Source organism: Arthrobacter sp. ISL-5 (genome assembly GCF_018613835.1).
In the GTDB taxonomy this organism is placed as follows: domain Bacteria; phylum Actinomycetota; class Actinomycetes; order Actinomycetales; family Micrococcaceae; genus Arthrobacter.
The window spans coordinates 1-13,734 of the sequence record NZ_JAGGPM010000055.1; the positions used below are offsets into that span (position 1 = coordinate 1).

Annotated in this window: 12 protein-coding genes and 1 pseudogene; 6 read left to right on the forward strand and 7 right to left on the reverse strand. The window is 65.8% G+C overall.

All coding sequences use genetic code 11. The features are described from left to right. Positions 1 to 352 (forward strand): annotated as a pseudogene (locus J7I89_RS23875) (IS110 family transposase); the annotation flags it as partial. 163 nt (positions 353 to 515) lie between these two features. Here the strand turns inward: J7I89_RS23875 and J7I89_RS23880 are convergent. From J7I89_RS23880 to J7I89_RS23890, 3 genes are all read right to left on the reverse strand, one after another. After that, the gene (locus tag J7I89_RS23880; protein WP_214975679.1) at positions 516 to 1,484 is read right to left on the reverse strand and encodes a GNAT family N-acetyltransferase; all 969 of its coding nucleotides are present in this window, start codon (positions 1,482 to 1,484) and stop codon (positions 516 to 518) included. A gap of 2 nt (positions 1,485 to 1,486) precedes the next feature. Further along, positions 1,487 to 2,872 carry a glycine--tRNA ligase gene (locus J7I89_RS23885; protein ID WP_056629479.1) on the reverse strand — a complete coding sequence of 462 codons (1,386 nt, stop codon included), beginning with the start codon at positions 2,870 to 2,872 and terminating at the stop codon, positions 1,487 to 1,489. A gap of 132 nt (positions 2,873 to 3,004) precedes the next feature. Then, positions 3,005 to 4,006 (reverse strand): DMT family transporter, encoded by a 1,002-nt coding sequence (locus J7I89_RS23890; RefSeq protein WP_214975681.1) that lies wholly within the window; start codon positions 4,004 to 4,006, stop codon positions 3,005 to 3,007. Positions 4,007 to 4,039: 33 nt separating this feature from the next. Between J7I89_RS23890 and J7I89_RS23895 the strand changes: the two genes are divergently transcribed. Continuing rightward, positions 4,040 to 4,273, forward strand: a complete 234-nt coding sequence (locus J7I89_RS23895; protein WP_214975683.1) for an RNA-binding S4 domain-containing protein — start codon at positions 4,040 to 4,042, stop codon at positions 4,271 to 4,273. A gap of 53 nt (positions 4,274 to 4,326) precedes the next feature. Here J7I89_RS23895 and J7I89_RS23900 read toward each other — a convergent pair whose 3' ends face one another. Further along, positions 4,327 to 4,977: an alpha/beta hydrolase gene (locus tag J7I89_RS23900; RefSeq protein ID WP_214975685.1), complete on the reverse strand. Its 651-nt coding sequence runs from the start codon at positions 4,975 to 4,977 to the stop codon at positions 4,327 to 4,329. Positions 4,978 to 5,071: 94 nt separating this feature from the next. On the opposite strand from J7I89_RS23900, the gene J7I89_RS23905 reads away from it, so the two are divergent. The 3 genes from J7I89_RS23905 to J7I89_RS23915 are packed head-to-tail and all read left to right on the forward strand — an operon-like array spanning position 5,072 to position 7,702. Then, entirely contained in the window at positions 5,072 to 5,923 is an 852-nt protein-coding gene (locus tag J7I89_RS23905; RefSeq protein ID WP_214975699.1) for an SGNH/GDSL hydrolase family protein, read from the forward strand. 32 nt (positions 5,924 to 5,955) lie between these two features. Beyond that, positions 5,956 to 7,137 carry a winged helix DNA-binding domain-containing protein gene (locus tag J7I89_RS23910; RefSeq protein ID WP_214975687.1) on the forward strand — a complete coding sequence of 394 codons (1,182 nt, stop codon included), beginning with the start codon at positions 5,956 to 5,958 and terminating at the stop codon, positions 7,135 to 7,137. 22 nt (positions 7,138 to 7,159) lie between these two features. After that, positions 7,160 to 7,702, forward strand: a complete 543-nt coding sequence (locus J7I89_RS23915; protein ID WP_214975689.1) for a hypothetical protein — start codon at positions 7,160 to 7,162, stop codon at positions 7,700 to 7,702. A gap of 1,373 nt (positions 7,703 to 9,075) precedes the next feature. Here J7I89_RS23915 and J7I89_RS23920 read toward each other — a convergent pair. Together J7I89_RS23920 and J7I89_RS23925 are read right to left on the reverse strand one after the other, a co-directional pair. After that, entirely contained in the window at positions 9,076 to 10,521 is a 1,446-nt protein-coding gene (locus J7I89_RS23920; protein ID WP_214975691.1) for an SLC13 family permease, read from the reverse strand. Between the two features lie 12 nt (positions 10,522 to 10,533). Further along, positions 10,534 to 11,652 (reverse strand): PrpF domain-containing protein, encoded by a 1,119-nt coding sequence (locus J7I89_RS23925; RefSeq protein ID WP_214975693.1) that lies wholly within the window; start codon positions 11,650 to 11,652, stop codon positions 10,534 to 10,536. Between the two features lie 240 nt (positions 11,653 to 11,892). Here J7I89_RS23925 and J7I89_RS23930 point away from each other — a divergent pair, with 240 nt between their 5' ends. Further along, positions 11,893 to 12,831 carry a LysR family transcriptional regulator gene (locus tag J7I89_RS23930; RefSeq protein ID WP_214975695.1) on the forward strand — a complete coding sequence of 313 codons (939 nt, stop codon included), beginning with the start codon at positions 11,893 to 11,895 and terminating at the stop codon, positions 12,829 to 12,831. A 308-nt stretch (positions 12,832 to 13,139) separates the two neighbouring features. On the opposite strand, the gene J7I89_RS23935 is transcribed toward J7I89_RS23930, so the two are convergent. Beyond that, positions 13,140 to 13,734: HNH endonuclease (locus tag J7I89_RS23935; RefSeq protein ID WP_214975697.1), on the reverse strand; the 595-nt coding region annotated here is incomplete at its 5' end.

Genomic DNA, 13,734 nt, shown 5'->3' on the forward strand with positions numbered 1-13,734 from the left:
CATCAGCTCCTCAGCGGGCAAGACCAAGGGCAACGCCTCGAGCGGGCACGGCAACCGGTATCTGGCCCGGGTCCTGGGCGAGGCCGCCGTCATCGTCGGAAGAACCCAGACATTCCTAGGCGAACGCTACCGGCGGCTGGCCAGGCGGAGGGGAAAAACACGGGCCATCGTCGCCGTCGGGCGTTCCATCCTCGTCATCATCTGGCACCTCCTGCAGGACCCCAAAGCCCGGTTCCATGACCTCGGACCCGAGCACTACAAACGGCGCACCAACCCCGACGCCAGGAAACGCAACCACATCCGCCAACTCGAAGCCCTCGGCTACACCGTCACACTGACCCCAGCCGCCTAACCCAATACTTGTCCATCCACAGGAGGCATTCCCGCGTCTCCCGCGCACCCCCACGCGCCAAAGAACGCACCCCACCTCATTTTCGGACTAGTCCCTTAACCAGACTGACCCGCAGTAGTCGCCGTTCGAAACGGGACTACTGCGGGTCGGCTTTGGTTAATCGCTAGGCCGGGTCGGCTACGACGAACGTCTCGGATCCCTGACGCCGGGCCTTGCCGGATTCCATCAGGGGTTCGACGACGGCGCGCACCGCCGTCATGGAGTCGTCCAGCTCCATCAGGACCGGGTACTGGTACGCGATGAGGGCCAGGAGATCGCGGACCGCGGCCCGTGCCTCGTCCGCGCCCAGCTCGGGCTCATGGCCGAGGAACACGTCCGAGGGATGGTCCGAGCTGCCCTGCGCGTAGCTGACGGCGAACGCCTGCAGCCGGCCCTTCTTCGACGCCGGCACGCCCTGGCCGAAGGCGCTGGCCTTCGGGGCCCGCAGCACGATCGCGCCGTGGGCGCCGCTGAGGTCGTCCAGGAACAGCCGCTGCACCGTGGCCACGCTCAGGTCGCCGGGGCTGTCCCAGCCGTGCACGGACGTGTAGTACCTGCCCACCACGTCGGAGAGCTCCACTGAACCGGTGGCCAGATCCTCGATGCGCTCCGATGCCGCTTCCTCGGAACCGTCCCCGAAGACGGGGAGCTTCAGGGGTGCCGGCTCCACCACCACGAGCTGCGAGCGCTGGATGGAGGCCAGTCCGGCCGCCTCCGCGAACGCCGCACCGGGAGTGCCCGGCTCCACCTTGCAGCGCAGCTTGGAAACGCCCGACGGCGACCCTTCGGCCTCGCGCCGGAGCATGGCCAGCAGGGTGGACCCGACGCCGGAGCGGCGGTGGTCCCGTGCCACCTCGATGTAGGCCCAGAGGCGTTCCGGGTGCAGGGATGCCTCGTGGACCACTCCCGCGGCCACGGGGATGGCGACGCCGTCAACAACGTCCTCGGCCACGACGCAGCGCCGCCAGGGAGAGTTGCCGGACGGCGCCAGCGTTCCGCGGAACTGCCCGGCCTGGACGGTTTCCGGGTCTCCCCAGATTTCCAGCAGCGCGAGGTCGTCGCCCTCGCGCCATTCACGGTACTGGATCGCCACGGCTAGGCGCCGATCAGCCGTGCGGCCAGGTAGCCCTCCACCTTGTCCAGGGAGACGCGTTCCTGGCTCATGGTGTCGCGCTCGCGGATGGTGACGGCCTGGTCGTCGAGGGTGTCGAAGTCCACGGTAATGCAGAACGGGGTACCGATTTCGTCCTGGCGGCGGTAACGGCGGCCGATGGCGCCGGCGTCGTCGAAATCGATGTTCCAGTTCTTGCGGAGCTGGGTGCCGAGGGCCTTGGCCTTCGGGGAGAGGTCCTCGTTGCGGCTGAGCGGAAGCACAGCGGCCTTGACCGGTGCGAGCCGCGGGTCCAGCTTGAGCACGGTGCGGACGTCCACGCCGCCCTTGGCGTTGGGGGCCTCGTCCTCGGTGTAGGCATCGATCAGGAAGGCCATGAACGAGCGGGTCAGGCCTGCGGCGGGCTCGATCACGTAGGGCGTGTAGCGCTCGTTGGTGGCCTGGTTGAAGTAGCTCAGGTCAGTGCCCGATGCCTTCGCGTGCGTGGTGAGGTCGAAGTCCGTGCGGTTGGCGATGCCTTCGAGCTCGCCCCATTCGGAGCCCTGGAAGCCGAAGCGGTACTCGATGTCCGTGGTGCCCTTGGAGTAGTGGCTGAGCTTGTCCAGCGGGTGCTCGAAGAAGCGGAGGTTCTCCTCGCGGATGCCCAGGCCGGTGTACCAGTCCATGCGCTCCTTCATCCAGTACTGGTGCCATTCCTCGTCCGTGCCGGGCTCGACGAAGAATTCCATCTCCATCTGCTCGAACTCGCGGGTGCGGAAGATGAAGTTTCCGGGCGTGATCTCGTTGCGGAAGGACTTGCCGATCTGGCCGATGCCGAACGGTGGCTTCTTGCGGGACGTGGTCAGCACGTTGTTGAAGTTCACGAAGATGCCCTGGGCCGTCTCGGGGCGCAGGTAGTGCAGGCCCTCTTCGCTGGCCACCGGGCCGAGGAACGTCTTCAGGAGCCCGGAGAACTCGTGCGGTTCGGTCCATTCGCCGCGGGTGCCGCAGTTGGCGCAGGCGATGTCCTTGAGGCCGTTTTCGGCCGGACGGCCCTTCTTCTCCTCGTACTCTTCCTCGAGGTGGTCGGCGCGGTAGCGCTTGTGGCAGGAGAGGCACTCAACCAGCGGGTCGGAGAAGACGTCGACGTGGCCGGACGCTTCCCAGACCTGGCGCGGCAGGATCACGGAGGAATCCAGGCCAACCACGTCCTCGCGGCCGCGCACCACGGACTGCCACCACTGGCGCTTGATGTTTTCCTTCAGCTCGGCACCGAGGGGGCCGTAGTCCCAGGCGGAGCGCGAGCCTCCGTAGATCTCGCCGGCCTGGAAAACGAAGCCCCTCCGCTTGGAGAGGGAGATGACCTGGTCGAGGACGGATTTTGCTGCCATGGGAACTCCAATTTCTACAGGGCCGCTGGGTGCGGTCCGCGGTTTCTGTCCCCGGAACCCCGGCTGGTTGCCGGGCGGGGGTATGCGAAGGGAAGAATGTGCAGAAAGCTGCGTGTCCTAGCCTACCGGGAGCTACCTCCGAAAGGCGCCCCGCGGCCAGGGCAGGGTGGCGACGACGATGGCCGCCAGCGTTAGCAGCGTCCCGAGCACCGTGGGCACTTCCACCACGGTGCCGGGGGCGGGAACCAGCAGATCAAGGCCCAGTGAGCCCAGGAGCTGGCCGGCGATCATGCCGAGCCCCGTCACCAGCACCCCGAGGCTGCGCACCAGCAGAGCCCCGAGTCCGATGAAGACGCATCCCATGGGGCCGCCAAAGTAATACCACCACTCCCCCGGCAGCGGGTTGCCCGCACCGGCGACCGCCAGCTTGACGAGCCAGGCCGCCCACAGCACGCAGGCGCCGGCGATGAAGTTCACCAGGGTTGCAGCGATGGGGGTGCCGTAGTGCACGGTGGCAGTCCCGTTCATCGCCTGCTGGAAGCTCATCAGGAACCCTGCCAACACGGGAAGGAGCACCAGCAGTATGAGCTGGGCGGGGTCGCCTGCGGAACCCGCCCCGGGGCCTCCCGCCCCGCCGCCGGAAGCACCAAAACGCGGCGACACAGCCCAGGTCACCGCGGCGATGGTGAGGACGCAGCCGATGACGCGGATGCCCGTCACAGCTTTCTTGCCCCCCGGGCCGGTTCCCAGCCTGTCCACCAGCAGCCCGCTGACCGTCTGCCCGGTGACTGTGGACACGGTGAACAGCGCGACCCCCAGCAGGCCGATCGTGAAGGACTGTGCGAAGACGAACAACGCGCCGATCCCTCCGGCCAGGGCGTAATAGGGCGGGAAGCGCCGTTCGCGCAGGGCCGGCAGGATCCTGCCGAGCCCGGCCCGTCCGCGCGGCAGGATCAGGGACACAAGGATCATCAGGACCAGGCCGGTGCTGAAACTGACCACGGCGGCGGCGATGCCGTCTCCGAGGCGGACACCAAGGGCTCCGTTGATCCGTCCCTGGACCGGGATGGCCAGGCCGGCGGCCACGGCCATTGGAAGGCCCGCGGCAAGCGGAAGCCGGGGTGCATGGGTCATTGGATTCACCTTACGTCAGGCATCATTACTGGTATGAGCAACCAGGAAATCGAAGACATCCCCATCCGCGACGCCATGATCCGTCTGGGCCAGCTCCTGAAGCTCGCCAACCTCGTGGAGGACGGAGTAGAGGCCGCGGAGCTGATCAAGAACGGCCTGGTCAAGGTCAACGGCGAGATCGACGACCGCCGCGGCCGGCAGCTTCACGACGGCGACACGGTCACCGTCAACGGCCAGACCGTCCGGGTCAGCGCGCCCGCGGCATAACGCGGCGGCACGGGGGTTGAGGGCTGCGCCGGCTCACAGTGGCCGGCGCAGGCCTACTTGCTGAGCACCTCGTGCGTAAGGAACTCAGACACGTGGCCGATTTCCTGGGCATTGATGCCGTGCCACATCCCTGCGTAGAGGACCTTGGTCAGCTTCACGTGATTGCGGACCCACCCCATCGTGTATTCGATCTTGTCCGGCGTGATGACCGGGTCCTGCTGGTCCCGGCCCCAGAAGAAGGGCACGGTGCCGTCCAGCTCGGCGTCACGGAACTCGCCGTCGGCGCCCGCATTGACCACAAAGCCTGAAAGCCCGACGACGGCGGCGAAGTCCGCGGGGCGCTGCCGCAGCAGCGTGGTGGCCATGGCCATGCCCATGGAGAAGCCCAGGAGCGTGACCGACGGGTGGTCTTCCTTGACCGTGTCTAGCCAGTCGAGGACGTATCCGGATGCGGCCTTGACGGCGTCGAGGGAATAGTCGGCCGTGCCTGTCAGCGGGAACCAGGAAAAGCCCGGACCCATGGCGATGGGGGCACGGACCGAAGCCACGGCGAAGTCGTCCGGGAGCATCTCCGCCAGGCTGAGGAGGTCCTGCTCGTTCGCACCGTAGCCGTGCAGCAGGACGAGCAGGGGCTTGCCGGCCCGTGCTTCCTCGGGCTTGGACCACAGAACGACGGGGGCAGGAAAGGAGTCGGCGAAAGTCATGGCTCCATTCTTACAGTTACCCGCCGGTAACAACTTACGGTGGCGTAGCTTGGCAGGGACAAGGCAGGATGTGAAGGTGAGCGGAGCCGAACCGATGCAGAATCCCCAAGGGCCTCCCGGCCGCCACCCGTGGAGCCGCTATGTCGCCATGGGAGACTCCTTCACCGAAGGAATCGGCGATCCCGAACCGAGCAGCCCGGGCGGCTACCGGGGCTGGGCGGACCGCGTGGCGGAGGAACTGGGGCGCGGCCATGATGACTTCGCCTACGCCAACCTGGCCGTTCGGGGCAGGCTGCTCCAGCAGGTCATCGACCGGCAGCTCGCCCCGTGCCTGGCCCTCAAACCGGACCTCGTGACGCTCTCCGCCGGCGGCAACGACCTCATCCGCCCCGGCGGGGACCCCGATGCCCTGGCCGAACGGCTCGACCCCGTCGTGCAGATCCTGACATTGAGCGGCGCCACGGTGGTCCTGTTCAACGGTCCCGACACCGGATCGTCCGTGCTGGGCCGGGTCCGCAGCAAGGTGGCCATCTACAACGAAAACCTCCGCACCATAGCCGCCCGGCATGACGCCATCATCGCCGACATGTGGTCCCTCCGGCAGCTGAAGGACCCGCAGATGTGGGATGAGGACCGCCTGCACTTCTCGCCCCTGGGCCACCACACCATTGCGGCGATGGTGCTCGAGTCCCTGAACGTCCAGCACACCCTTGAACCGCTGGCACCCAAGCCGCTGCCTCCGCGCAGCTGGCGCGAGGCCCGCACCGAGGACCTCGTCTGGGCCCGGGAGTACTTCGTGCCTTGGGTGGTCCGGCGCCTGCGCCGCCGGTCCTCCGGCGACGGCATCGCCCCGAAGCGTCCCACGCCGGGACCGGTGTTCGGCCCCGGCGTTCCCCTGGGTTCCGGCGAGGGACCCTTGGGCTCGGAGGACGCGGTCCGGCAGTAGCAGGGGCCGGAGGGTAAGGAGCGACGGCGGAGATGGAACCGGATGACGTGGTGCGGATCCGGCTGGGAAGCCAGCAGCTCCGTGCTCCCGTGGCGGCCACGGCGGACGACGCGCTGAAGAACCTGCTCGCCGTCCAGGCCCAGGAATTTCCTTATGCCCGGTGGTCCCTGGCCCAGCGGACCGCGGGCGCCACCGCGGACGACGTGGAGCAGGCAGTCGCCGACGGGAGGATTCTCCGGACGCACATCCTGCGGCCCACCTGGCATTTCGTGCACCGGGATGACCTGCCGTGGCTGCGGGCACTGTCCGCGCCGCGCCTGCACCAGGCCAATGCGGGGACGTACCGGAGGACCGGGATCGATTCCGAGGTTGCGGCAAAGAGCGCCGCAGTGCTGGCTGCGGCGGTGGCGGACGGCGTACACCGGACGCGGGAGCAGCTGGCGACCGAACTGCAGCGCGCGGGTTTTGCCGCCAAGGGGCTCGGCTTGGCCTACCTGATCATGCACGCCGAAGTAAGCGGTGTCCTCGCCAGCGGAGTGCCGGTGCGCAGCGCCGGGGGCGCCCTCAGGCAGACCTACGCGGCCTTCGACGAACGCGTCCAGGCGGTGCCATACGGTATTCCCGCCCTGTCCAAGGAGGAATCCTTGGCCAAGCTGGCAATGCGGTACTTCCGGAGCCGCGGCCCCGCCACGGTAAAGGACTGTGCCGACTGGTCCGGCCTGACGATGGCCGACGTGCGGCTGGGGCTGGCGGTGGGGCTCGAAGCCGACCCCGGCGCGCTGGAGACTTCGACCGTGGACGGCGTCACCTTCCATTTCCGGGCGCCGGACTCTCAATCGCCTGGCAGTCGATCGCCGCAGATAGATATCGTGCAGTGCTACGACGAATACATCATGGGGTACTCGGTTTCGCGCCATTACTTCGGCGGAACGGCGCCAGTATTTCCACTCAACGACGCTCCCATGCACGTGGTTCTTCTGAATGGACGCATGGCGGGTTCGTGGCGGCATTGGCTGTTACGGACGGGGTCGGCCGGGCCGAGCTGCGAGCTCGACGTCCGCCTGTCCACGGCGCTCGCCGGATCCGAAGACGCGATGGACCGGGCACTTGACCAAGCCGTAGCGCGGTACGGGGAGTTTCTTGGCATGCCAACTTCCCTTCGGTCCGCAGACCGCTCCGGAACAGGCGATCCGGAGAGGACTAAGCTGGAATAACACTCATGAGAGGCCCTCCGCTGTGAACAACTTGTTTTTCTGGATCATTATTCTGTCGCTCCTGATTCCCGTGGGGATGCGGATGTACCGGCGGTCCGTACAGCGCCGGGATCAGGGGCAGGGCTTCTCCGGACAGTTTGATGGCCGGTTCGGTGGCCCTAATCCGGGCCGGCGGGACAACGGGCCCAGGGACGGCTACACACAGCAGGACTACCTCAGCGGTGGCTTCGGCCTTCCGCCGGCCGGCGGCCGGCGGGAGCTTCCCCCGCTGGACCAGCCTTACGCATACCCGCCCTACCCGGCGGCCCCGGGCGCCGGCGTCAATCCGTCAGGCCACCAGGGACCCGTGCCCTACGAGGACAGCCCCGAGTACCGCGCCAACCAGCCACAGCAGCAGCAGCCCGGGTCCCCGCAGGGTGGCGTTGCCCCCTCGACTCCCCCGCCGCCGTCGGCCCCGCTGGGTTTCCGCGCACGGAAACTGGCCGAACTCGACCAGCAGTACAGCAACGGTGAAATCTCCATGGAGGAGTACATGACCCGCCGCAACGACATCACCAACGGCTGATATGAGTTGAGTCAGTCCTTCCCAAACACCTCCGGAGATGTCACGACGGGATGTAACAGATTCCGTTGAGGACCTGGGGCTGATCCGCGGGCCCTCCCGGCACTTTCGGAGGTGTTTTTGTTATGTCTGTTCAGACCGGAGTGGCTGCTGTTTCACCCGTGGTTGTTGCTGTGGATGTCGGCAAGCGGATGGTCGCACTGTCGGTGTCCGCCGCCGATCGGCACCGCTTGTTGGGCCCGGTGAGCTTTGAGATGACGGCCCGGGGTCTGGACGGGGTTCTCGCTCTAATTAGCTGTCGCCGGCTCGGTGGCCGCTTGACTGGCACGTGCTGGAGCTGAATCCAGCGCACGTGGCCGAGCAGCGCCGAGTTCAGGGACGCCGGCGCATCAAGACCGATACCTTGGATTTGGAAGCCATCACGGAACTGTGTTGACGGGCCGCGGTATCCCGGCCACCGCAAGTGAGGTTGTGATAGGTGAGCTGAGTGCGTGGGCAGCGCATCGGAGCCGCAGAATACTGGCCCGGACCGCGACGAAGAAACCAACTGCTGGGCCAGCTGGACAGGGCCTTTCCCGGGCTGGCCCTCGTTCTGCCGGACGTGCTTGGAACCAAAGTGGGAAGGCTCATTTTCACTGCACACTGTCAACCCGTGGCCCATCTGCGAGAAGAAGTGCACGGCGCCTTCGCTGGGCGTCGTGAAGCTCGTGCCCCGGATACACCGTCATCCTTAGAGGTCATCGCGTCGAAACGCGTTGCGTCGATTAGCTCCTTCGACTGCCTGCTGTCGCGTGTCTCATAACTAACAATGACCACGCGATTTCACCAGAAGGTTGCGAGACATAGTTACAAGAATTTCCCGGTTGCAATGGAACTTGCAGGATTCCCCGAAAATTGAACGTGTGCAGTGGAAGCGACTACTCGGCAGTTGAGACGCCTTGTATCCCAAGGTTGTGAGGCGTTGGGAGCATAGCCCATAGCCAGTTGGGGCACGTTGCCGGGCATTTACTCGAGCGGGCTATGCCGATCCGGGTCTCGGCACTGACGTGGTGAACGTTTGAAGTTTGTCTGCACGATGATCGACCGGCTTGCGTACGCCGGGAGCTAACGTCTGCGCCCTCGCCGTGTCGGCTGCTCAGGACGCGGGTGGCTGTTGGCCGGAATTGATGCAAAGCCAAAGGCAGGGCGGCTGTGAAAGCTGCCCTGCCTTTGGTGCGTACCGGCGTGCCTGCGCCCGTCTATCGGGTTTCCTGTTGCGTTGGAGGCAGGGTTATCCCGTGCGCGTGCCGGACGTGGATCCGGCGGTCCGTGGTCCCGTCATCGTCTGATGTTGTTAGCTGAGGCAGATGCCTGCGTGGGTTCGCAGGGAGCGATGGTCACATGATGCCGGTGGGTACGAGCAGGGCCCAGGCCAGTGCGGGGGCTGCGAGGACGACTGCTCCGGCGTACATCATCAGCTGCTTGTAGACGCGTTGGCGGTCGTTCTCGCGGGCGTTGGCGACGACGAGTGCGCCGTCTGTGGAGAAGGGGGAGACGTCCACGACGGTGGCAGCGATGGCGAGTGCTGCGACGGTTCCGGAGGCGCTGAGTGAACTGGTGGCCAGCAGCGGGCCGGCCAGGGGGATGAACGCGGTCAGCAAGGCGGTGGAGGAGGCGAAGGCTGATCCGACGCCGATGACGTAGCAGAGGACGAGGGCGATCAGGAGTGGTGCACCGAGTGCGAGGGCTTGTTCGGCGAGGGTATCGATGACGCCGACGTGCTGGAGCAGGGAGACATAGGTGATCATGCCTGCCACCAGCAGGACCGTGGACCAAGAAACGCCGCCGATGAACGTTTTGTGTTCCTTGATGTTGACGAATGCCAGGAGGAGGCCGGCCGAGAGGGCGACGAATCCGATGGGCATGTGGAAGCCCAGGGTGCACACGAGAATCACAGCGATCAACGCCAGCGTAAGGATCTGTTGGCCCTTCGGACGTCCGACGCGGGTTGTATCGAGACCGGCGTACTCGTTGGCGTGGTTGTCGCGCAGCTTGCCCGAAAGGGCGAACAGCACGATGGTCAGGGCTGAGAGGATGAGATTGAGGGCGAAGCTGGCCGTGAAAAGCGCGCCTTGGGAGATGGGGAATCCGTTTTTCAGTGCGATGTCGTGCACCAGCACGCCCGCAACGGACAGCGGGGAGAAGCCGCCGGCGTGGGCCCCGTTGATGACGAAGGCGCCCATGAGGACCGGGTGGATGCGTGACTCGTAGGCAAGTCCGAGGGCTGCCGGTGCCAGCAGTGCGACGGCGGCCGGGGAGAAGGTGCCCAGAGCGGTCAGCGCGGCAGCCATGAGGAAGAACACCCAGGGGAGGAGCACTGTTTTGCCCCTGACCAGGCGCACGCAGGTCTGAACGATGATGTCGATGGTCCCGTTTCTTTGGGCCATGCTGAAGAAGTAGGTGACGCCGATGATCGTCAGGACGATGCTGGCCGGGAACTCCTCAAGGATTTCCTTGTCGCTCATTCCGAGCATGAAGTAGCCGACGCCGAAGGATGCCACCAGCCCCATGATGCCGATGTTCAGCGGCCATTTCGTGGCGACGACGAACATCACGACCAGGATGACGAGCGGGATGATCTGGGTGGCGGTCATGGTCGGCTCCGATTCCGAGGCGGCCGCGGGGTTCAAGAGGACACCCCCGAACAGGAGGGCGACCAGACCCAGGATAGTGGCGGCGGCTACCGTCATCAGCAGGATACGGCGCCGACGGGTGGGACGCTGGGAGCGGGCGGCGCTTGTGTCGCTATCTACGGGTGCAGTTTGTTCTGCGGTCTTAGTCATGATGCTGTCTCCTCATTGAGTGGCGCTGGCGAGGGAGGCGTCGACGGTGCTGCCGAGGGCCTCGGGGAGGTGGATGACGGTGGTCGCGAGAGTGCGGGCTGTTCGGTCGACGCCGACGAGCAGCGATCCGTCCCGTTCCTCGCTCCAGGTTTCGATAACCCCGGCCGGTGTGCGCAGCCGCAGGGTGGGGTGAATCGTGTCGCCGGTGATGGCGTTAAGCACGGTGCCCGGGGTGCGGGCGGCGAGGGTCAGGGCGATGCTGCCGGTAATGGCCAATGCCGGGTGGGGCTTGCCCATCGAGAGCATCATGACGCTGACGTCGCTGTCCGGGTCGGACTGGGCCGGCGAAGCCACGATGGCGACCTTGGGGACGGCGCGGGCCGCTTCGCTCGTGGTCGCTGCCAGCCCCATACGCACTGCGGCCTGGCGACGGATGTGTTCCAGGGTTTCCAGTTGCAGCTCCACCCCGGCGAGCCAGCTGTCGTAGCGCTCCGGGTCAAGGCCAAGGTCATCGGCACGGAGAATCACTACCGGTGCTCCGGCGTCGACCATGGAGACAGTCCAGCGCGTTCCGCCGGCGGTGATCCTGTCTGAGGCTGATCCGGTGGGAAGCAACTTGCCGGTGGTTTTGCCGGCAGGGTCCTGGAAGCCCAGCCCCACCCGGTATCCGGGGAACGGGACACCCGGCATCTCTGCCTGCGGGACGATCGGCAGGGCACCGGACGGCGTGGACACCCGCTGGATGATGATCTGGCCGGTGTTGGTGTTGCGGGTAACGATCCGGGTGACGTCACCGGTCGGGACCACCCAGCCCTTCTCGATGGCGTACAGACCGACCACAGCCGAGCAGTTGCCGCAATTGCTGCCCCAATCCACTGCGGCCTCTTCAATCCCCACCTGGGCGAAGGTGAACTCAACGTCGACATCCTCGCCGACGGGACGGCTAAGGATCATCGCTTTGCTGGTCGTTGAAGTCGCCCCGCCAACACCATCGATCTGCCTGTGGTCGGGACTGCCGAACAGCCGGGGAAGCAGCACGTCCGGGCTGGTTTCAGTCTCACCGAACTGCCCGCTTTCAAAGACCCAGCATTTGCTGGTGCCTCCGCGCATCCATTCCGCTTCGATCTTCATGGTCAGTTCCTTGCTTCTCTGCTGCCCAAGTGTGTTCAAGGGCCTGATTCGAGATTGAGGCACATCACAAATGAAGACAATGTCGGATTTGTGAGGCAGGATGTAGAAACGCTTAAATCAGCTACCCTGAAGGGGTCCGCCATCAAAAATCAGGGTCCGCGTGCCTGGAAAGACCACTGACTTTCCGGGAGCGAAGCGGCGCGTGCATAGAATGAACTTGTTGCACAGAAGGGTGAACCATTGCTTAACGATGAGAGTCAGGATTTATTCGATATTCGCCGGTTGGCGTTGCTGGTCGAGGTCGTCGAGCAGGGATCGATCACTGCTGCGGCCGAACTGATGATGTACACGCCGTCAGCAGTCTCCCAGCAGCTGCGCAAGCTCGAGCAGGAAGTTGGCCAGCCTCTCCTCAACCGCCGCTCCCGCGGGGTGGTGCCCACCGAGGCAGGACAGGTGCTCGCCGGCCACGCCCGGAAGATCGTCGGGCAAATGCGGGCAGCACAGTCCGACCTGGATCAAATCGCCGGCCTCAAACGCGGCTCCCTGACCATCGGAACATTTCCGACTCTCGCTGGGTCATTCCTGCCGGTTGTTATCCGGGCCTTCAAAAAGAGGTACCCAGCCATTGGCCTCTCCGTGCGAAGCGCACGCTTCGATGACCTCGTGACAGACCTGCAGTCTGGAGTTACCGGCCTGTGCCTGCTGTGGGACTACCCCTGGAACCGCTTTCAGGACGATTCAATCCGCATAACGGAAGTCTTCCAGGAAAGCACCGTCCTCTTGGTATCCCGCGGGCACCCACTTGCCGGCCGCGATGAGATCCGGATGGAAGAGCTCCGCAAGGAATCGTGGATAGTGCGGGCCGAGGCCCACCCCGTGGTGGAAGTGCTGCAGCGCTCCGCCCACGAGGCCGGCTTCGAACCCACGATTGGCTTCCTGGCCAACGACTACCAGGAAGCCCAGGCCATGGTGAGTGTCGGGATGGGCGTGGCCATGGTGCCGAAAACCGCCGTCGCCCTCCAACACCCCGACGTCAGGGTCATCAGCCTCGGCCCCGACGCACCCTTACGGCGCGTATTACTGGCCCAACGACAAGACAAGGTCTACGCCCCGGCTGAAGTCGCATTCCACTCCACCCTGCTGGAGATCGCCCGCGAACGAGCCGGAGACTACCTGTAGCAACGGAGCGGGTCGTTTCGGCGGTGGTGTGCGCCCAATGGAGGACCGGTTTACGGGCGTCGGAGCTGGCCCGGGCCCTCCGTGGCGGCTGTCCAGGACGGTTGAAGTTAACGGCACAGGCCGGCCATGAAAGCCACCCCACCTGGTGCGTGGCGAAGGAACTTTCTGTCTCGAAACCGCTGCGTCTCGAAACGCTAGGGTTTCGAGACATCACTGGGTGCCACCCGCGGATGCGAACTGGGCGGTTCCTTTCTCGCCCGCCACTTCGCCTTGGCAGGGATGCACTCGTGCCTGGCTCGGCATGCCTATTAAGCGGCAAGCGTGGTCTTAGGGCGTGCCTTATTCAGCCGTGCGCGTTTGAGGGTCTTGGCTTGGTGCAGTCGTTCGCGCTTGCGTCGGCGGCCCGAGGTCCACGCCGCGCTGTGCAGCGCCGCGCCAGCGGTGAGTGGCGTGCCCGGCTGTGGCGGTGCAGTTGAGCGGTAGCTGTGGCCGGTGGGCGTTTGGATGTCGAGGGTGTGCCTTCGTCGACCGGCGTCACCGGGCCGTGGATCGCCGGGTCCGGGGCGTGGTTCTGCCCGCCAGCCGGGTGCTTCTTTGGTGTGGTTGCAGGCTTCGCAGAGTCCGGCGCCGTTGCCGTGGCTGGTGGTTCCGCCGCGGTGCCAGGGGACGATGTGGTCGTGGTGCCGGATCGGGGCGTCGCAGTAGGGGGTGCGGCAGGTATGGTCACGGACCTGGATGAAGCGGCGCAGCCCGGGCGGGAAGAATCTGGCGCGGGAATCCATCGCGGTGAGTTCCCCGGTGCCCGGGGCGGTGTACAGCCGCCGCAGCCAGACATCCAGGGCGGCATTCCCCCTTGCAGCGTCCGCGAAGTGTGCGGCTTTCGCAGCGGCGGTTCCGGCCCCT